The organism is Streptococcus jiangnanensis, assembly GCF_040888325.1.
Classification (GTDB): Bacteria; Bacillota; Bacilli; order Lactobacillales; family Streptococcaceae; genus Streptococcus; species Streptococcus jiangnanensis.
In genome coordinates this window covers 169011-188091 of record NZ_JBFNFF010000002.1, presented here as the reverse complement: position 1 = coordinate 188091, position 19081 = coordinate 169011, and the positions used below count along the sequence as shown (strand labels likewise).

Genomic DNA, 19081 nt, shown 5'->3' with positions numbered 1-19081 from the left:
CTAGTCCTCAATTTCAATCGTTTCAATTACTACATCTTCAACTGGTTTATCCATGGCACCTGTTTCAACAGCTGCAATGGCATCCAAGACCGCAAAAGATTCAGCATCTACCAACTGCCCGAAAACAGTATGGCGGCGGTCAAGGTGAGGAGTTCCACCTTGTTCTGCATAGATCTCAGCGATTGGTTCAGGCCAGCCACCACGCGCAATCTCTTTCTTAGAGTACGGCAAGTGTTGGTTTTGCACGATAAAGAACTGGCTACCATTGGTATTTGGACCCGCATTGGCCATAGAAAGGGCACCACGGATATTATAAAGTTCTTCAGAAAATTCATCTTCAAAAGAGTCACCGTAGATTGACTCACCACCCATACCAGTACCAGTTGGATCTCCACCTTGGATCATAAAGTCCTTGATAATACGGTGGAAGATCACACCATCATAGTAACCGTCTTTTGACAGAGCAACAAAGTTAGCCACTGTTTTAGGAGCATGTTCAGGGAAAAGCTTGATACGCAAGTCTCCGTGATTTGTCTTAATGGTCGCAAGAGGACCTTCTACTGTTTCAATTTCTACTTGTGGGAAATGCAATTCTTTTTCTACCATACCAAATCCTTCTAAGGCATTAAAAATGCCATCTTCTTCTACTGTTTTTGTAATATAATCTGCTTTTTCTTTGATCTTTTCGTGGGAAACACCCATAGCAATACTGATTCCAGCATAATCAAAGAGTTCCAAGTCATTGAGCCCATCTCCAAAGACCATGACATTCTCTGGTTTCAAGCCTAGATGTTCTACTACCTTGGCTACGCCTGTGGCTTTTGAACCTGAAATCGGCACGATATCTGATGAATGTTCATGCCAACGCACCATTCGAAGTTTACCTGAGAGACTATCTGGTAGGTGCAAGTCATCCCCTTTATCCTCAAAGGTCCACATCTGGTAAATATCTGCTTTTTCATGGAAGTTAGGATCCACATCCAAGTTTGGATAAATCGGATCAATCGCCTCACTGATCAGTTCTGTTCGCGTGGAGAGTTTAGCGTCATGACTACCAACCAAACCATACTCAATTCCCTCTTCCTTCGTCCAAGAGATGTACTCCACAACATCTGACTTGTCAATCTGATGTTGATAAATGACCTGGCCTTTTTTATCTTCTATATAAGCCCCATTCAGAGTTACAAAAAAGTCTGGCTTGAGCCCACGAATCTCTGGAACAACACCGAAAATACCGCGCCCAGAGGCAATTCCTGTTAAAATTCCTTTTTCACGTAACTGTTTAAAGACAGTGGGAATTGTAGCTGGAATAAAACCTGTCTTTGACGTACGCAAGGTATCATCAATATCAAAAAAGACGATTTTAATCTTCTTTGCCTTGTATTTTAATTTCGCATCCATCTCTCTACCTCTTTTCCATCACTCTTTCCATTATACCATAAACCTTAGGAAATTCCTTTTTTGAAAAAAGATGAAAATCCTATCAAAAAGAGAGCCAGTATAACTAGCCCTCTCTTTTCATTCTAGAACATCTCTAGAGCAATCATGGTAATCATCGTTGCATCATAGTAGTTGTCCAAAGGTAAATCTTGTGTGAAAATGTATTTATTTTGCTGAAGAAGTTTCAGATAGCCTTCTCCCTTGTCAGACGCGTAGGTAATCGGTGCCAAGAAACTACCTGCCTGGTATTGATTGAGGGCCGTTCCGTTCAAGTCATAACCAGCATAAATGCGTTGCTCTTTCATAAAGAAATCCATCATCTTTTGAACGAGTTTTTGGCTTCTTTCATCCTGGCTCTGTGACAGGTGATAAGGCAAACGACAAGCGTTATAAGAATACGCTCCATCGTATTGAGATTCGATAGTATTGGCATCAACAAGGCGTGCCCCTGACTTCTCAGCCCAGATAAAGTCTGGCAAGAGACCCGTATCAGAATGAGAACTGATTTGCTCCAATTGCCCAAGCATCTTATCCTTAACATCTAACCACTGTTTATTTCCAGTCAGGTCATAGAAAGACTGGAAATAGTGAGGAAGAGTATCGGACGTCCGCATCAAGTAATAATAATCGGAATCCTTGTTTGCCCAGTTCCCTACCGTTAGGACACCTGTCTCTTCATTGTAGTTGTATTTAAGAATATCATCCAAGATTTTTTTAGCTTGCTCTTGGTATTCCTGCGCCTTATCTGGCCACTGCTTGGCAGCTTCAATCAAAGAATAAGCGATATAGAGATCACCATCGGTTGCATTTTGCTTCTCAACCGTTTCGCTACCATTTGTGATCACTTGCTTCCAAGACATCAACTGCGTTCCCTCAATACGATGATTTTGATAATAGCGATAAAGACTCTCAAAATCTGCTTGTGTTGCTTGCCCTTTTTGGGCTGCTAAAACTGTTATGAGCATCCCGTAACTTTGGGCTTCTGATAGAACTGTTGTTTCTTCAGAATCATTTGTCGTGCGGACATAGGACTGATCTCCCTTAGTCACCAGAAACTGTTGGCTCCATTGGCGGTAAATACGATTTCGCATCTCGACTTTACTCCTTCCTCTTGCCAAAAACAAGGTTAAACAAAAGATAGAAAGGATGAGCACAAACCATACATATTTTAATTTATTCGTTTTCATAGAACCTCCTATCCTGCAAATCGCTTGGTTTTAACCCACTTGGTTTCTTTTCGTCGGAGTATCTTGTCCAGAACGATTGAAGAAATGGAATCAATGGAAACAACGATAAACATCTGTGCATAAGTGAAATAGGCAGCCAAAGCTAACCAGATTTGCTTTGTCGTCGCTTGTCCAAACTGACTTGCTAATGCCGTCATAATTTGCATCAAATAGAGACCAATCATGAGAATCCAGTTAAAGAGCATGAGCTGGGCAATATAGATATTGTCCGCATCAAAAGCGAACGGAACCCTGATATCTGGGAAGAATAGGTTAAGACAGATTGCTAGCACATTCGCTAGGAAAATCAAATCTGATAGAACAATGGCAAAGTTAAACCAAAAGAAAACACACGAATAGTTAAAAACTTCTAATTTAACACGCCAGTTTGCTCTGCCAAATAAATGCTTAAAATTTGATAGAACAACTTCGTAGTTTCCTTTAGCCCAACGTTTTCGTTGCATATAGTAACTCTTTAAGGTCTCAGGTTCTTGTTGGAAAGCCTCTGAATTATAGGCAAGGGCAATCAATTTACCACTCTGCATGATTTTGAAGGAAATATCGGTATCCTCGGTTAAGGCACCATTTTTCCAACCACCGATACTCTTTACAAAGTCGGTTTGAATGATAAAGTTGGTTCCTGGAATACGCCCAATTTTAAAGAGATGCCACATTCCAACGTGGTGCACGCGCTGAGTAACAACGATCTCTTGGTTGATACAACGAGTCAAGAAATTTTGGTTGGCGTTTCGAGTCTTGTTGCGACCAAAAGATGCCACATGACGTTCTGGATCCTTCATCACTTCTTTGACAAGGAAATAAAGAGCATTTTTTTCAGGCATGGCATCTGCATCATAAACACAGATGTATTCGCCTGTTGCCATCTCCAAAGCATCGTTTAGAACGCCCGCTTTTCCTCCCGTACCAGTACGGTCGATAATGGTTAGATTTCTTCCTGCATATTCAGGCATGGCTTGTACAGACAAACATTCTGCATAGGTGTTATCCGAACAGTTATCCGCAAATAGAAGCAACTCCACACGGTCGTGAGGGTAGTTCATATCCAAGATAGCTTTTGCCGTCTGCGCAATAACCACATCCTCATTATGGGCAGGTACGACAATGGTAACCTTAGGATAATAAGGTAGCGGCGAGGTATCCACACGAAAATCACTGTGTTTAAACCAAAAGTGTACTGCCGAAAAGAGAATTACCAAGTCCCAAGCTAGAGAAATCCAAATTGTAAGCAAGGTAAAAATCATTAACATTTGACTAATCATGATTCACCGCCTTAAAATTTTTGTTCACTCGATGGTAAAGAATATTGTATGCAATAAATAATATGATAAAACAAATGCCAAAGGTGAGACTGAGTCCCAAAGCAATACCAAAAAATAGTTCGGTTAAAGTCATGTTTCCCTCCTAATATTCTACAATTACATCTGTCTCTAGTTGACGTTTGAGATGACTGGCAACATCCGCGTAGTCTTGGTATTTATCTTTATTATCAGAGTTAATCACCAAATAGCCTGTTTGGAACTGAATTCCTTGATTGCCATCTTCTCCATGAAAAACTAAACTGCTCAGTTTCTCCTGCAAACCATTCAAATAAAGTTCCTTCAAAGAATGTTGGTTAGTACTCGATAGAACGAGAAAATTACCATCCGAAACGTAATAAAGCTTATCATTGTAACTCAATTCCTGAGCAATCACCTCTTGAATTCGACTGAGCATCTGGTTATGTTCTTTGGGTTTAATCTGGAAGAACAAATCTTCATGTGCCCAATGAATCAATAAGGACTGTACCATCACATCACTTTGTTCAGTGATCATAGATTGGTAATCTGCTCGAGCTTCGTCCTCCTGTTCTTGGACCTTTGAGGCCACCTTGAAGAAATAATAACGAACCTTAAGTAGAATCCCAATCAAAAGTGGAAAACTGATTAATAAGAAGATCAGTTGAATAATCGGGATATAAACCACACCCGCAACCAAAACGATAAGTCCAAAACCAAATGCTAAGATAAGGGTCCAAGTAAGCAAAAGGTCAGATAATACCAACACTGCAAACAAGGCTAAAGCTAAAAACAAGATTTGTTCTAAAATGATTGCTCGAGCATACAAAAAACAAAGCACCAAAAGAATGACCTCACAAGCAAGCAAAGCCATAAGCCAGTTTTTAAATTGACTCCAATTTTTCATTTTATCTTATTTCCCCCCTTTGAATTCAGATACAGAAGTCGCTGCCCCAAAGTACTGTTGAATGGATTGTACGATTCGTTCAGAGGCTCTTCCATCTCCATAAGGATTTTGTGCCTGAGACATTTGTCTATAAAGAGTTTCATCTGTTAAGAGTGCTGCCATTGCTTCTTTCACACGTACTGGATCCGTACCAACTAGCTTCAACGTACCTGCTCTTACTCCTTCTGGACGTTCCGTCGTGTCACGAAGGACAAGGACAGGTTTGCCGAGAGAAGGCGCCTCTTCCTGAACACCTCCAGAGTCAGTCATGATAAAATAGCTTCTTGAAGCCAAATTATGAAAATCAAGTACATCTAAAGGCTCAATCAAGTGAATACGATCGTGACCAGCTAAGATATCGTTTGCTGCTTCTTGCACAGCAGGGCTAAGGTGAACAGGATAAACAACTTCAATTTCCTGATGAAGATCGACCATCTCACGTAAAGCTGCAAAGACATTTCTCATTGGTTGACCTTGATTCTCACGACGGTGCATGGTTACCAATACAAGTTTCTTATCTGAATCCAATTGATCTAGAACATCATGATAGTAATCCGATTGAACGGTTAGTTTCAAGGCATCAATGGCTGTATTTCCCGTAATGACAATAGCAGACTCAGGATGATTTTCCTTGAGGAGATTTTCTTTACTCTCACTAGTTGGAGCAAAATAAAGATCCGCTAAGTTATCAGTCATCTGACGATTCATTTCTTCTGGGAAAGGAGAATACTTATCAAAGGTCCTTAGACCAGCTTCAACGTGGCCGATACGTACCTGATTATAGAAAGCAACTAAACTTGCTGCAAAAGTTGTTGTTGTATCTCCATGAACAAGAATTATATCTGGAAGTTCTTGCTTAACAACTGGATCAAACTTTTCTAAAATTTTTCCAGTAATATCTAAGAGGGATTGATTTTTCCCCATAATATCCAGATCATAATGTGGCTCGATGCTAAAAGTTTCAAGAACTTGATCTAGCATTTGGCGATGCTGAGCTGTCACAACTGTGATCGTCTCAATGCTGTCACTATGTTTTTGCAATTCTAACACTAAAGGGGCCATTTTAATAGCTTCTGGTCGTGTTCCAAAAACAACCATCACTTTCAGTTTCTTCATTACGCTATCCTTCTACTATAATAAAATTTGATAAATCATATTAATTTGTATATCGAATAGTTCCAATTTCAATTAATTTGACTTTCATAATTATTTTACCGTCAATTTATTTATATGTCAAATTTTTTCCAAATTATATTATTTCATTTCATTTAATTTTAACATTCTGTAACTTTTTTTGTAATGATATCGTTTACAACTAAAAATAGCCCATTTCCCGATATATTTCAGATTTTTTTCAGAAAATACGACAATACACAAACTATTATTTATATGTCTTGTTGTATATTTATATTTGTATTGATATTTCAAACAATTATATTCTACCACTTTGAGGAATAAATCAAACAATTTCAAACAAAAAATCCCTTTTCCGAATGAAAAAGAGACTGTGATTGTTTACTATATTTAAAATTTAAATCTTATAAAATCTGTCTTAAAACAAATTTTTCGACAGATACAAGACCAATTCTCCGATATCTTCATACACCGCATTCATGGCCGGTTGATGGTTCTGATACCAAACACCCGTCCCATCTGGAATATAGCCTCGTTTGATGTACAATCTCTGGGCAGGTCCATACCCTGAATGGAGCCCAACACCAAGGGTCACCTTATCCGATATGAGCCTAACTCGTTTTTCTGCTTCTTCCAGCAAGAGATTTCCAATACCTTGATTTTGAAAAGGTTCAAAGACATTGAAATCTGAGAGTTCTGGATAGATTTCTGCAAAAGGCCCCTGCTTAGCGCAGGGCAAAATTGTGATATAACCCGCTAAAGCACCCTCAACCTCTGCAACTAAGACTTCTCTCTCCCCACATTCTTGTTCCTTAAAGTATCGAGTTAAAATCTCCTCTCTACTTGACCAACCTTGGCTGATAAATCCTCGAGATAGATCTTGTATGTCAGATTCTTGCATTTTTCTAATTGAACATATCGTCTTCATAAGTTGCTCCTTTATAGCTTTCTCCTACCATTATAGCACGATAATAAAGATTAAAAGAAAAACCTAGTAAGATAAAAGGATCTTACTAGATCAACAGGGAATCCTTTCTAACAAAGTCCCATAAAAATCTGAAAAAGAGGTCCCCCGGACCTCAACTCGCTCTCTCATTTCCATGCTCGTGAAAAAAAGACCCGTATGGGTCTTAATTCGCTTTCTTATTTCCGAGCTCATGAAAAAGAGGTCCACCCGGACCTCTTTTTTAATCTTCGTTTACGAAAGGCATCAAAGCCATTACGCGAGCGCGTTTGATAGCTGTTGTTACTTTACGTTGGTTTTTAGCTGAAGTTCCTGTTACACGACGAGGAAGGATTTTCCCACGTTCTGAAACGAAACGGCTAAGAAGCTCAGTATCTTTGTAATCAACATATTCAATTTTGTTTGCTGCGATGTAATCAACTTTTTTACGGCGTTTGAATCCGCCACGACGTTGTTGAGCCATGTTTTTTCTCCTTTATAGTATTAATTGTCCATTAGAATGGTAAATCATCATCTGAAATGTCCAATGGATTGGTTGCTCCAAATGGATTTTCAGAACGTGAAAAGTCTGGTACTGGGTTTGCAGGTGCTGATTGACCAGCAGTTGGTGCAGAATAAGCGCCACCTGTATGTCCTTCGCGCACTCCGCGGCTTTCCAACATTTGGAAATTCTCAGCCACGACTTCTGTTACGTAGACACGTTGTCCTTGCTGGTTATCGTAACTACGAGTCTGGATACGACCTGTGATCCCGATAAGAGAACCTTTTTTAGCCCAGTTAGCAAGATTTTCAGCCTGTTGGCGCCACATAACGACATTGATAAAATCAGCCTCACGTTCGCCATTTTGACTCTTGAATGTACGGTTTACTGCAAGAGTAAAAGTCGCAACTGCTACATTTGATGGGGTATAACGCAACTCAGCGTCACGAGTCATACGCCCTACAAGTACAACATTGTTAATCATAATTTACCTTCTTACGCGTCAAGTTTGACGATCATGTGACGAAGAATGTCAGCGTTGATTTTTGAAAGACGGTCAAACTCTTTAAGAGCTGCGTCGTCGTTTGCTTCAACGTTAACGATGTGGTAAAGTCCTTCACGGAAATCTTGGATTTCGTATGCAAGACGACGTTTTTCCCATGATTTTGATTCAACAACAGTTGCACCGTTGTCAGTCAAGATAGAGTCAAAACGTGCTACCAAAGCGTTTTTCGCTTCTTCTTCAATGTTTGGACGAATGATATAAAGAATTTCGTATTTAGCCATTGATATGTTCCTCCTTTTGGTCTAATGACCCCTAGTCTTTGCAAGGGGTAAGTGAGGTTTGCTCACAATAAACTATTATACTAGAAAAACTGATAGATAGCAAGATAAAAGTGAAAAAAGAAGATGAAAATATCTTCTTTTTACTAGTTTATGGTTTAATACGGTGCAACATACGTGGGAATGGAATGGCTTCACGGATGTGTTTTGTACCAGCTGCGAAGGTGACCATACGCTCGATACCGATACCAAACCCACCGTGTGGTACTGTACCATATTTACGAAGGTCAAGGTAGAATTCATATTCTGTACGATCCATGCCAAGTTCTTCCATCTTAGCTACAAGAGCATCGTAGTCTTCCTCACGCATAGAACCACCGATGATTTCTCCGTAACCTTCTGGTGCAAGCAAGTCTGCACAAAGCACGCGCTCTGGATTTCCAGGAACGGGTTTCATGTAGAAGGCCTTGATAGCTGCTGGGTAGTTCATGACAAATGTTGGCACACCAAAGTGGTTTGAAATCCAGGTTTCATGTGGTGAACCAAAGTCATCACCATGCTCAAGGTGTTCGTAGTCAGAGTCTTCATCGTTTTCATGCTCTTGCAAGAGGTCAATGGCTTGATCGTAAGTAATGCGTTTGAATGGCTCTGCAATGTAGCGTTTCAAGAGCTCTGTATCACGTTCCAAGGTTTCCAAGGCTTGAGGCGCACGATCCAAAACGCCTTGAAGAAGAGCTTTAACATAAGCTTCTTGCAAGTCAAGTGACTCATCGTGTGTCAAGTAGGAGTACTCCGCATCCATCATCCAGAACTCAGTCAAGTGACGGCGTGTTTTTGATTTTTCAGCACGGAATACTGGACCAAAGTCAAAGACACGACCAAGGGCCATAGCACCCGCTTCAAGATAAAGCTGACCAGATTGGCTCAAGTAGGCTGGTGTTCCAAAGTAGTCTGTTTCAAAAAGTTCTGTAGAATCTTCTGCTGCGTTTCCTGAAAGAATTGGGCTATCAAATTTCATGAAGCCGTTCTTGTCAAAAAACTCATAAGTTGCATAGATGATGGCATTACGGATTTGCATCACAGCCACTTGCTTACGAGAGCGGAGCCACAAGTGACGGTTATCCATCAAGAAGTCTGTTCCGTGTTCTTTTGGTGTGATTGGGTAGTCTTGAGATTCACCGATCACTTCGATGTCTGTAATATCCAACTCATAGCCAAACTTAGAACGTTCGTCTTCTTTGACAATTCCTGTCACATAAACAGAAGTTTCTTGACTCAAGCGTTTGATGACATCAAACTTCTCAAGTCCCACTTCTTCACCAAATTTTTCTACAAAGTTTGGTTTAAAGGCTACACCTTGGAAGAAGGCTGTTCCATCACGCAATTGCAAGAAGGCAATTTTCCCTTTTCCAGATTTGTTGGCAACCCAGGCTCCGATGGTCACTTCTTGACCAACGTAGTCTTTTACATCGATAATCGTTACACGTTTTGTCATTATTTTTCCTTTTCTATTCTTCTTTATGGCAAACTGCCTCTATGTTATTTCCATCTGGGTCAATAATAAACGCAGCATAGTATCCCACATGGTAATTTTTACGTTCGCCAGGTGCACCATTATCCTTTCCTCCAGCAGCCAAAGCTGCATGATAGAAAGCATCTACTTCTTGACAAGTTCGAGCACTAAAGGCAAAATGCATCGGCTCTTGTTGACCAACATTTAGCCAAAAATCACCACCTGGATCCACATCTCGCGGTTCTGTGAAACTAACGACCTGCCCCGTATCAAATTGAAGGTGATAATTTAAAGCAGCTAAAGTAGCTTGATAGAAAGCTTTAGAAACTTCTAAATTCTTTACCTTAAGGGTAAAATGATCTATCATTATAATTCCTCCATAAACTGATGCAAACGGCGAATAGCTTCTTTTAATGTATCCAAGTCTGTGGCATAGCTGAGACGAACATTTTCTGGTGCTCCAAATCCAGCTCCTGTAATCAAGGCCAGTCCGACTTCTTCGAGAATAGCCGTTGTAAACTCTGTCACATCAGTATAACCCTTCATCTCCATCGCTTTTTTAACATTTGGGAAGAGATAGAAGGCTCCTTGGGGCTTGACAACTTCAAATCCAGGCACTTGGCACAAGAGTGGATAAATGGTATTCAAACGTTCTTCAAAGGCTTGGCGCATGGTTTCAACAGAGTCTTGCGGTCCAGTTAGGGCTTCAATGGTAGCATATTGTGATACAGCAGTCAGGTTGGAGGTTGTTTGACCTGTTAGTTTGCTCATGGCAGCAATAATTTCAGGATTTCCCACAGCATAACCTACCCGCCAACCAGTCATGGCATAGGCCTTAGATACACCGTTAATCACGATGGTTTGCTTGCGAATGGCTTCTGACAGACTAGAGACTGGAACAAATTCGTTCCCGTTATAAACCAAACGACCATAAATGTCATCTGCTAGGATAAGAACATCATGTTCAACAGCCCAATTTCCGATAGCCAAGAGTTCCTCACGAGAGTAAATCATACCGGTCGGATTCGATGGTGAATTGAGAACTAAGACCTTGGTCTTATCTGTTCGCGCTGCTTCTAGCTGCTCTACTGTTACTTTAAAGTGATTGTCATCCTTGGCCTGGACAAAGACTGGCACACCTTCTGCCATCTTGACCTGGTCTCCATAGCTGACCCAGTATGGTGTAGGAATGATGACTTCATCACCTGGATTGACCACAGCCATAAAGAAGGTGTAGAGAGAGAACTTGGCACCAGTGGCAAAGGTAACCTCATTAGCCGCTACGGAATACCCATAGTAGCGTTCAAAATAGGTATTAACCGCCGCTTTTAACTCTGGTAGGCCTGAAGCAACTGTATAAAAGGAAGCTCGTCCATCTCGAATCGCTTCTACCGCTGCATCCTGAATGTTTTCAGGAGTATGAAAATCAGGCTGTCCCAAGGTTAAGAAAAGAACATCCTTTCCCTGAGCTTTTAATGCTTTGGCTCTTGCATCACTAGCTAGAGTGACGCTTTCTTCCATTTCTAGTACACGTTTGGATAGTTTCATATGCCCTCCTTATTGGATCACTGCTCCTGTTTCAAAGTCAACCAGATAGTACTGGTTTCCTGACTTAACTTCCCAAATCGGCTTGTCCTGATAACGACCAAAGGTGATCTTGTCAATATCGCTAGCTCCTTTTTCTCTCGAAATCGTTGCTGCCTTGTCTTGAGAAATCCCCTTATCAAGCTGATAAACATAAATCTTGTGGTCATTCTTTTCAATCAGTACGGCAATGGCCTCTTGCTTTTTATTATGCCCCAGAAGGCTGTAATAAGCTTCCGAACCATTAAAAAAATCAACCTGATCTGCCTTTTCCAATTCTGCATACTGCTTGGCCAGTTTTTCTCCTTCAACACTAGCATCTTGATAGGGTTTCATGCTAAGCGAAATCAGGTAAAGAAAGGATCCAGTCAGCACTAGTATCACCAGAGAAATGCCGATTCCGTATTGTATAAGTAGCTTGTTTTTTGCTTTTTTCTGTCTTAGTTTCACTCGTCTATTTTACCATCTATCCTCCTGTATTACAAGTGAAGACAGGAACATTCTGAGATTCTTTTCCTATAAAATATAAGTTCTTGTTTTTCTCTCTCATTATTGATAAAATAACCTTATGAAACAATATTTGAAAGAGAAAATTTCCGATAATCAACTAGACTTAAAAACGGCTATCGTCCTCAATAAAGCCATACGGACTTTTAAACCATATGAAGCTAAGGCTGCTAAAGAACACGGGCTAACACCCACCCAATTTTCAGTTTTGGAAACCCTCTATAGCAAGGGGGAACTACGCATTCAGGATTTGATTGAAAAAATGTTGGCCACTTCTGGAAACATGACTGTTGTCATTCGAAATATGGTTCGAGATGGATGGATTTCTAGAACTTGCGACCCCAAGGATCGTCGATCCTTTTTCCTGAAATTAACACCTGCAGGACGCAGAAAAATCGAAGAGGTTCTTCCTGACCATATCGATTCTATCTTAGAAGCACTCAGCATCTTGGAAGATGGCGAAAAGGAAGACTTAATCCGCATTTTAAAAAAATTTAAAAATTTGTGAGCAAAATTATTGCTAATTAGTATCATTTGTTGTAACATAGATGGTAACAAAAGAGTTCGCTCTTTGAATTTTAAACTAAAGGAGACACATCATGTCTAAAAAAGTATTATTTATCGTCGGTTCACTACGCCAAGGTTCTTTCAACAACCAAATGGCCCTCGAAGCTGAAAAAGTACTTGCTGGAAAAGCAGAAGTTAGCTATCTTGATTACTCAGCTGTTCCTCTCTTCAGCCAAGATTTGGAAGTTCCAACTCATCCAGCTGTAGCTGCTGCTCGTGAAGCAGTCCTTGCTGCGGATGCTATCTGGATCTTCTCTCCAGTCTACAACTTCTCTATCCCTGGAACAGTGAAAAACTTGCTTGACTGGCTCTCTCGTGCCCTTGACTTGTCTGATACACGTGGCGCTTCTGCTCTCCAAGACAAGTTTGTTACTGTCTCATCTGTAGCCAATGCCGGTCACGATCAACTCTTTGCTATTTATAAAGACCTCTTGCCATTTATCCGTACACAAGTCGTTGGTGACTTTACAGCCGCTCGTGTCAATGACTCTGCTTGGGCAGACGGAAAATTGGTGTTAGAAGAAGCAACTGCTTCATCACTTGCAAAACAAGCTGACGACCTTCTTGCAGCCATCAACTAATACAGCAAAAACCAGCTCGAATGAGCTGGTTTTATGCTTGTTTCACAAAGACGAGTTCTAAGTCACTGGATAAATCAGGTTGGTAGTCAAAACCTGCAAAACTGAGCTGGCGAGCTTGTTCGACTGTTTGGACTTGCCCCTCTATCAAGGCGGTCAAAAAGGCGCCACGGGCTTTTTTTGAAATAGTTGAGTGGATTTTCAACTGACCTGCCTTATCCTCCATAAATTTGAAGGTCACCATCTTTTCTCTAATTTCCTTAGAAAATACGGTTTCAAACTCTGATGATAGGAGTGAGAATATCAAGTTCTCATCCCGTAGGGCCTCATCGTAGGCTGACTTCCAATGACTCTTTAAAGTCTTACCAGCAACTTTTAACTTCATCAAGAAGTCCAAACGGTGAGGAGCCATGGGCGACAAGGCGGGGACAACACCGTATAAAGCCGAGGTAATTAGGACATGATTTTCAAGATAGGTTTGTTCAGCCTTGGTTAACTCATCTCGTTTGATATGGCGGTACATGAGACCATCGAAAAGTTTCAAGGCTGGATAATGTTTAGCCCTGTGATCTTTTAAAACTTGAATATGGCCGTACTCTTCTTCTGCTTTCTCGACAGATACCTTATAAAAAGTCTCTAATTCACTAGCTGAATAATTCGCCAGTGAGTCAAGGACTGCCTGACTTTCTTCACTCAACGGGAGCGCTTCGATACAAGGATGGTCTGTGTTCATTTCTTTTGCTGTTGGGATTAAAATTTTCATATTGTTAGTGTAGCATATTTTTCAATCACGACCAAGAATTTCATCTTAAAAACCTCGGTTCATACCGAGGTTTCTCTGTTTATTTTGGCCATCCTAACCAGATAGCCACGAGAACAAGGGTTGTGCCAGCTAAGCTTGTTAAGATAGATAAGAATTTATCTTTTTTCTCCTTGAACTGAGAAAACCTATTTTTATACTCAATGAAAATCAAAGAGCAAACTAGGAAGCTAGCCGCAGGCAGTACTTGAGTACGGCAAGGCGACGCTGACGTAGTTTGAATTTGATTTTCTAAGAGTATTATTGTACTTTAAAGGTCTTGAGATAATTATCTTTTCCAACTTGACCTTCGAAGGTTTGGCCATTTTCGAGGTAAGGAAGGTCGTCTGACACTGAAGCCTTGACCTTATAAATCTTGCCATCAACTTTAAAGAAATAGACGGTATCACCCTTGATGACAGCTGATTTAAGGTCTGAGACGATACCCTTGATGTTTTCTACCGTTTCATTATCCAACTCGAGGTCATTTTTATTGGCATACTTGCTGAGGAGTTCATCTACCGTAGTTGCTACGATGACGTTTTGGTACTCCACGGCATCGACCAATGCATACTCCTTGACCAAGCCTGCGTTATCTTTCAAGCCCATGATATAAAGAGGCCTGTCATTGAGATTAACAAGGATAGGGAAGGTAGCCTTGTAGGCCTTCTCTTGCACTGCTCCTTCTGCGGAAGCACGGGCTGATTCTTCGGTTGCTGAAGCTAGATTGTACTTGGTGATTTCACCAGTGCGCATATTTTCAAGGATAAATCCTAGATTACTTTCATCAGCATTTGCTGAAGTCACCCCTGTGTAGAGATAAATATCATTTCCGATAGAAAGATAGTTATAGCCCTCTGTCGTTTGGGTGACGTTTTTCTTAGAAATCAAGGCATTCCAGAAGCCGTCTTTATACTTACCGTTGTAGTTGATTTGCTCAATGGTTTCTTCTGCTGGATAGACACGATCCACCCATTCTGGTACTTCATCCAAGCTGTATTCCTTGGTTTCTCCATTGGTGGCGTCTAAGATAATAACAGACGAAGGGCGAGGGACTCCTAGACCAAACTGCTTTTGATAAACAGTTGCTACATAGAAAGGATTGCCTGCATCATCCACCTCAAAGGATGGCGTTTTAAAAATCTTGGTCGGATACTTGATCCGAAGATGACGTTTGACATCGCGGTTAAAATACTCAGAGTCTGAATACTTCATTGGCGTTTTTAAATCCACCAATTCCGCATTTCCTGTCACCATATCAACCTTGATATACTCGCCAATTCCCTTGGACTGATTATTAAACCATTTGATCGGGTCGGCATACTCCAAAGGAGTCACTCGATAAGGTTTGCCATCAACCGTCAGCTGGGTATAGGTATCTGCTGCCACGTACTGGGAGACCTTATCCGTCAGAGATCCTAGATAACGGTCTCCAATCTTTTCTGCAGTGCTCCGATCTAGGATTGGAACCTTACTGGTATCACTCTTAGGAAAATCTTTAAAGTCTTTTTCTGTAATGGATACCACATTAGCATAATTTTTTGCTTGGAAAAAGCTAGAGGTTACTAGGCTTACCAGACCAGCAAGGGCAAAAATGATACCTGCAGTCAGAAACAATCCTCTACTAAGTTTGGTAAAAAGGAATCCTTCTAGATTGAGATCTTTGGTAGCCTTGCCATGGCGTAGGTGAACAGTTTTGAGGAGATTGGTATCCTTGCGGAAACTAAACAAAATCCCCATCACCACCAAATGCCCACAGAGAAAGAAGATGAATTCCCAGCTAGTCAGATTGAAGGGTGGTAAAAAAATATACCATGTCGTTGCGATAAAAACAAGTTCAAAAAGTATACGTTTCATCTGAGTTTCTCCTAAATAATCCGTCCTTCCAAATGATCCAGTTCATGCTGGCAGATCTGAGCTGGAAAACCTGTTAGCGTAATGGTCTGTTCCTGCCACTTGCTATCACGATAGGAAACTGTAATCGTTTCATAACGAGTTGTTGGTCGCACCCCAGTCAAGGACAAACACCCTTCCTCTGTCTCGTAAGGTCCTTTATAGGAAAGGAGAACGGGATTAAACATGACCATGGGAACCAAGCCAAGATTAAAGATAATGACACGCTTCTGCACGCCAATCATATTGGCCGCTAGACCGACACAGGTCTCGCGATTGGCCAGCAGGGTATCCTGCAAATCCTTAGCCAAATAAAGGTCTTCCTGACTTGCAGCTTTCGAGACCTGCGACAAGAATAAGACATCTCGGACAATTTTCTTTTCCATTCTCTTTCACTCCTTGCTATTTTACTTTATTATAGCACAAAAGAGGATAACTTCTAACCATTCTCCTCAAATGCAAAAAAAGCCATCCGAAGATGACTTTCTTTTTAAATCGCATTCTTATCAAGACCAAGTTTACGTTGAACAAACTTGACGATTTCAACGATAAGTATCATTGAGAAGCTTCCAGCTAGAACAATACCCCATTGCGATAAGTCTAGTTTGGTTACGTGGAAGATACCTTCAAGCGGTTCTACAACGATTGTTGCCATCAAGAGGATGAAGGATACCAAGATTGACCAGTTGAAGGTCTTAGACTTGAACGGTCCGACTGTCAAGATAGATTGGTAAACAGACTTGACATTATAGGCATGGAAGAGCTGGATCAAACCAAGTGTTGCAAAGGCCATAGTGAGGGCATCTGCGTGAATGGCGTGATTGTCTCCTACATGGACCGGATAGGCAAGAGCAAGACCATAAACAGTCAAGACGAGAGCCCCTTGGAGTACACCTTGATAGATAATAGAACTCATGACCCCACCTGAGAAGAAGCTTGATTTGCGTCCACGTGGTTTGTGGGTCATAACACCTGGCTCAGCTGGTTCAACACCAAGAGCGATAGCTGGGAAGGTATCGGTTACCAAGTTGATCCACAAGAGATGAACTGGCTGCAAGACATCCCAACCAAACAAGGTTGATAGGAAGATGGTTAATACTTCAGCCGTATTGGCAGAAAGTAGGTACTGAATGGTCTTTTGAATGTTTGAGAAGACCTTACGTCCTTCTTCAACTGCGACGATGATGGTCGCAAAGTTATCATCTGCAAGAATCATGTCAGAAGCTCCCTTAGAAACCTCTGTACCAGTGATTCCCATACCGATACCGATGTCGGCTGTTTTCAGAGCTGGAGCGTCATTAACACCGTCACCTGTCATAGCAACGACCTTACCTTGGTTTTGCCAAGCTTTCACGATACGAACCTTGTGTTCTGGAGATACACGCGCATAAACAGAGTATTGACCAACGACTTTTTCAAATTCTTCATCAGAAAGTTCGTTAAGCTCAGCACCAGTCAAAACATGGTCTTCCGAGTCATTTTCGTCGATAATTCCCAAACGTTTGGCAATGGCTTCTGCTGTGTCTTGGTGGTCACCAGTGATCATGATTGGACGGATTCCCGCTTCCTTGGCCACACGAACAGCTTCTGCAGCTTCGGCACGTTCAGGGTCAATCATCCCAATCAAACCAGTAAAGATCAAGTTGTTTTCAAGATCTTCAGAAGTCAAGTTCTCTGGAATGCTATCAATAATCTTATAAGCACCTGCAAGGACACGCAAGGCTTGGTGAGCCATTTCAGAGTTGTTTGTATGGATTAATTCAGTAACTTTCTCATCAATCGGAGCAACATCTCCTGCTTTATCACGAGCAACACAACGTTTCAAAAGTTGATCTGGAGCCCCTTTGACTGCCACGAGGAATTTACCATCTGGCAATGGATGAACCGTTGACATGAGTTTACGATCTGAGTCAAACGGCAATTCAGCTACACGAGGATATTTCTCTAAGAACCCTTTAACATCGTAGCCCTTGTCCAAGGCATACTGGATGAAGGCTGTTTCCGTTGGATCCCCGATCAAGTTTCCTTCAGCATCAATCTTAGTATCGTTGGCCAAGACAACTGAACGAAGTAGTGGCATGTCCAAGCCAAGTTCAATATCATCAGATGAGTCATGTAGGACTGCGTCATAGAAGACTTTCTCGACTGTCATCTTGTTCATGGTAAGTGTACCAGTCTTATCAGAAGCGATGATTTCTGTTGAACCAAGTGTTTCGACTGCTGGCAACTTACGAACGATAGAGTTTCGTTTGGCCAAAACTTGAGTACCAAGGGCAAGAACGATCGTCACGATAGCAGGAAGTCCTTCTGGAATGGCTGCAACAGCAAGCGCAACAGAGGTCATCAACTCACCAAGTGGATTTTTACCTTGAATGAAGACTCCAACTACAAAAGTAACAAGGGCAATAACCAAAATTGCATAGGTCAAGACCTTAGAAAGGTTGTTCAAGTTTTGTTTGAGTGGCGTATCTGTCTCATCAGCATCTTGGAGCATGCCAGCGATATGACCCACTTCAGTATACATACCTGTATTGACAACAACACCAAGACCACGACCGTAGGTCACGTTTGAGTTTTGGAAGGCCATATTGACACGGTCACCAATACCAGCATCTGCAGCGAGCTCGACTGTCAAGTCTTTTTCAACTGGAACAGACTCGCCTGTTAAAGCTGCTTCTTCGATTTTAAGAGAATTAGCTTCTAGCAAACGTAGGTCTGCTGGCACTACATCACCAGCTTCGAGAGCTACGATATCACCTGGCACCAATTCTTTGGAATCAATCTCAGCCATGTGCCCATCACGAATAACGCGAGCAGCTGGACTAGACATAGACTTGAGGGCTTCGATGGCTTCTTCTGCTTTTCCTTCTTGGTAAACACCAAAGGCAGCGTTGATGATAACCACGGCAAGGATAATGATGGCATCTGCGATATCTTCCCCACCAGAAGTTATGACGGACAAGATAGCCGCAGCAATTAGGATGATAATCATCAAATCCTTAAATTGCTCAATAAACTTGACTAGGAGAGATTTTTTCTCACCCTCTTCCAGTTCATTGCGTCCATATTCAGCTAGGCGTTTCTGCGCTTCGCTAGACGAGAGACCTTGTTCAGTTGCTTCAACTGACTTCAAGACCTCTTCAGGACTCTGAGTGTAAAACGCTTGGCGTTTTTGTTCTTTTGACATGTGTCTCCTCCTTGACATTGTGTGCAAAACAAGTTCTCTTTTAGTTTTATGACAAACAAAAAGAGACCTGTTAATCATAACAAGTCTCGCTGTTTAAGATAGTGCCGGAAAACATACTTTTCAGTATACAATTCGGAATGACGACACTATCACAGGTTTCTGCCAGCTACTCCCTTGAGTAGTA

Annotated in this window: 20 protein-coding genes; 2 read left to right on the top strand and 18 right to left on the bottom strand. The window is 41.4% G+C overall.

Features of this window, described 5'->3' with window-relative positions; genetic code table 11:
• The 13 genes from AB2B49_RS03600 to AB2B49_RS03540 form a co-directional block, all read right to left on the bottom strand.
• Positions 1-1401 carry a bifunctional Cof-type HAD-IIB family hydrolase/peptidylprolyl isomerase gene (locus tag AB2B49_RS03600; protein ID WP_049505317.1) on the bottom strand — a complete coding sequence of 467 codons (1401 nt, stop codon included), beginning with the start codon at positions 1399-1401 and terminating at the stop codon, positions 1-3.
• A gap of 122 nt (positions 1402-1523) precedes the next feature.
• Positions 1524-2627, bottom strand: a complete 1104-nt coding sequence (locus AB2B49_RS03595) for a glycosyl hydrolase family 8 (RefSeq protein ID WP_071851189.1) — start codon at positions 2625-2627, stop codon at positions 1524-1526.
• A gap of 8 nt (positions 2628-2635) precedes the next feature.
• Positions 2636-3946, bottom strand: a complete 1311-nt coding sequence (locus AB2B49_RS03590) for a glycosyltransferase family 2 protein (protein ID WP_320691927.1) — start codon at positions 3944-3946, stop codon at positions 2636-2638.
• A gap of 142 nt (positions 3947-4088) precedes the next feature.
• Entirely contained in the window at positions 4089-4868 is a 780-nt protein-coding gene (locus tag AB2B49_RS03585; protein WP_049505314.1) for a hypothetical protein, read from the bottom strand.
• 6 nt (positions 4869-4874) lie between these two features.
• Positions 4875-6023 (bottom strand): non-hydrolyzing UDP-N-acetylglucosamine 2-epimerase, encoded by a 1149-nt coding sequence (gene wecB / locus AB2B49_RS03580; protein WP_049505313.1) that lies wholly within the window; start codon positions 6021-6023, stop codon positions 4875-4877.
• A gap of 436 nt (positions 6024-6459) precedes the next feature.
• On the bottom strand, positions 6460-6969 hold the full coding sequence (locus tag AB2B49_RS03575) for a GNAT family N-acetyltransferase (protein ID WP_049505312.1): 510 nt from the start codon (positions 6967-6969) through the stop codon (positions 6460-6462).
• Between the two features lie 259 nt (positions 6970-7228).
• A complete protein-coding gene (rpsR, locus tag AB2B49_RS03570; RefSeq protein WP_000068664.1) occupies positions 7229-7468 on the bottom strand; it encodes a 30S ribosomal protein S18 in 240 nt (79 codons plus the stop codon).
• Positions 7469-7499: 31 nt separating this feature from the next.
• The gene (ssbA, locus tag AB2B49_RS03565; RefSeq protein WP_000609596.1) at positions 7500-7970 is read right to left on the bottom strand and encodes a single-stranded DNA-binding protein SsbA; all 471 of its coding nucleotides are present in this window, start codon (positions 7968-7970) and stop codon (positions 7500-7502) included.
• An 11-nt stretch (positions 7971-7981) separates the two neighbouring features.
• Positions 7982-8272 (bottom strand): 30S ribosomal protein S6, encoded by a 291-nt coding sequence (rpsF, locus tag AB2B49_RS03560; RefSeq protein ID WP_001151782.1) that lies wholly within the window; start codon positions 8270-8272, stop codon positions 7982-7984.
• Between the two features lie 148 nt (positions 8273-8420).
• On the bottom strand, positions 8421-9764 hold the full coding sequence (gene asnS / locus AB2B49_RS03555) for an asparagine--tRNA ligase (protein WP_414168994.1): 1344 nt from the start codon (positions 9762-9764) through the stop codon (positions 8421-8423).
• A gap of 13 nt (positions 9765-9777) precedes the next feature.
• The gene (locus tag AB2B49_RS03550; RefSeq protein ID WP_000565237.1) at positions 9778-10149 is read right to left on the bottom strand and encodes a VOC family protein; all 372 of its coding nucleotides are present in this window, start codon (positions 10147-10149) and stop codon (positions 9778-9780) included.
• Entirely contained in the window at positions 10149-11330 is a 1182-nt protein-coding gene (locus AB2B49_RS03545; RefSeq protein ID WP_320691926.1) for a pyridoxal phosphate-dependent aminotransferase, read from the bottom strand. Before AB2B49_RS03545 ends, AB2B49_RS03550 begins: the two co-directional genes overlap by 1 nt.
• A gap of 9 nt (positions 11331-11339) precedes the next feature.
• Entirely contained in the window at positions 11340-11816 is a 477-nt protein-coding gene (locus AB2B49_RS03540; RefSeq protein WP_320691925.1) for a cell wall elongation regulator TseB-like domain-containing protein, read from the bottom strand.
• Positions 11817-11934: 118 nt separating this feature from the next.
• Between AB2B49_RS03540 and AB2B49_RS03535 the strand changes: the two genes are divergently transcribed.
• Together AB2B49_RS03535 and AB2B49_RS03530 are read left to right on the top strand one after the other, a co-directional pair.
• Positions 11935-12381 (top strand): MarR family winged helix-turn-helix transcriptional regulator, encoded by a 447-nt coding sequence (locus tag AB2B49_RS03535; protein ID WP_081390680.1) that lies wholly within the window; start codon positions 11935-11937, stop codon positions 12379-12381.
• A 91-nt stretch (positions 12382-12472) separates the two neighbouring features.
• Entirely contained in the window at positions 12473-13021 is a 549-nt protein-coding gene (locus AB2B49_RS03530) for an NADPH-dependent FMN reductase (RefSeq protein ID WP_076984706.1), read from the top strand.
• Between the two features lie 31 nt (positions 13022-13052).
• Here the strand turns inward: AB2B49_RS03530 and yaaA are convergent, their stop codons facing one another.
• From yaaA to AB2B49_RS03505, 5 genes are all read right to left on the bottom strand, one after another.
• Entirely contained in the window at positions 13053-13781 is a 729-nt protein-coding gene (yaaA, locus tag AB2B49_RS03525; protein ID WP_076984707.1) for a peroxide stress protein YaaA, read from the bottom strand.
• Between the two features lie 79 nt (positions 13782-13860).
• Positions 13861-13992: a DUF3953 domain-containing protein gene (locus AB2B49_RS03520; RefSeq protein WP_231071304.1), complete on the bottom strand. Its 132-nt coding sequence runs from the start codon at positions 13990-13992 to the stop codon at positions 13861-13863.
• Between the two features lie 86 nt (positions 13993-14078).
• Positions 14079-15674, bottom strand: a complete 1596-nt coding sequence (locus AB2B49_RS03515; protein WP_061420548.1) for a hypothetical protein — start codon at positions 15672-15674, stop codon at positions 14079-14081.
• An 11-nt stretch (positions 15675-15685) separates the two neighbouring features.
• Positions 15686-16096 (bottom strand): peptide deformylase, encoded by a 411-nt coding sequence (locus tag AB2B49_RS03510; RefSeq protein WP_049505303.1) that lies wholly within the window; start codon positions 16094-16096, stop codon positions 15686-15688.
• A 104-nt stretch (positions 16097-16200) separates the two neighbouring features.
• A complete protein-coding gene (locus AB2B49_RS03505) occupies positions 16201-18897 on the bottom strand; it encodes a cation-translocating P-type ATPase (RefSeq protein WP_320691924.1) in 2697 nt (898 codons plus the stop codon).
• Between the last annotated feature and the right edge of the window lie 184 nt (positions 18898-19081).

Bases quoted from the DNA above. Each gene is read 5' to 3' on its own strand.
- AB2B49_RS03595 (WP_071851189.1), bottom strand. From the start codon at position 2,627: ATGAAAACGAATAAATTAAAATATGTATGGTTTGTGCTCATCCTTTCT.
- AB2B49_RS03515 (WP_061420548.1), bottom strand. From the start codon at position 15,674: ATGAAACGTATACTTTTTGAACTTGTTTTTATCGCAACGACATGGTAT.
- ssbA (WP_000609596.1), bottom strand. From the start codon at position 7,970: ATGATTAACAATGTTGTACTTGTAGGGCGTATGACTCGTGACGCTGAG.
- rpsR (WP_000068664.1), bottom strand. From the start codon at position 7,468: ATGGCTCAACAACGTCGTGGCGGATTCAAACGCCGTAAAAAAGTTGAT.
- AB2B49_RS03575 (WP_049505312.1), bottom strand. From the start codon at position 6,969: ATGAAGACGATATGTTCAATTAGAAAAATGCAAGAATCTGACATACAA.
- AB2B49_RS03505 (WP_320691924.1), bottom strand. From the start codon at position 18,897: ATGTCAAAAGAACAAAAACGCCAAGCGTTTTACACTCAGAGTCCTGAA.
- AB2B49_RS03545 (WP_320691926.1), bottom strand. From the start codon at position 11,330: ATGAAACTATCCAAACGTGTACTAGAAATGGAAGAAAGCGTCACTCTA.
- asnS (WP_414168994.1), bottom strand. From the start codon at position 9,764: ATGACAAAACGTGTAACGATTATCGATGTAAAAGACTACGTTGGTCAA.
- AB2B49_RS03535 (WP_081390680.1), top strand. From the start codon at position 11,935: ATGAAACAATATTTGAAAGAGAAAATTTCCGATAATCAACTAGACTTA.
- AB2B49_RS03590 (WP_320691927.1), bottom strand. From the start codon at position 3,946: ATGATTAGTCAAATGTTAATGATTTTTACCTTGCTTACAATTTGGATT.
- AB2B49_RS03585 (WP_049505314.1), bottom strand. From the start codon at position 4,868: ATGAAAAATTGGAGTCAATTTAAAAACTGGCTTATGGCTTTGCTTGCT.
- AB2B49_RS03600 (WP_049505317.1), bottom strand. From the start codon at position 1,401: ATGGATGCGAAATTAAAATACAAGGCAAAGAAGATTAAAATCGTCTTT.
- wecB (WP_049505313.1), bottom strand. From the start codon at position 6,023: ATGAAGAAACTGAAAGTGATGGTTGTTTTTGGAACACGACCAGAAGCT.
- AB2B49_RS03530 (WP_076984706.1), top strand. From the start codon at position 12,473: ATGTCTAAAAAAGTATTATTTATCGTCGGTTCACTACGCCAAGGTTCT.
- AB2B49_RS03550 (WP_000565237.1), bottom strand. From the start codon at position 10,149: ATGATAGATCATTTTACCCTTAAGGTAAAGAATTTAGAAGTTTCTAAA.
- AB2B49_RS03510 (WP_049505303.1), bottom strand. From the start codon at position 16,096: ATGGAAAAGAAAATTGTCCGAGATGTCTTATTCTTGTCGCAGGTCTCG.
- rpsF (WP_001151782.1), bottom strand. From the start codon at position 8,272: ATGGCTAAATACGAAATTCTTTATATCATTCGTCCAAACATTGAAGAA.
- yaaA (WP_076984707.1), bottom strand. From the start codon at position 13,781: ATGAAAATTTTAATCCCAACAGCAAAAGAAATGAACACAGACCATCCT.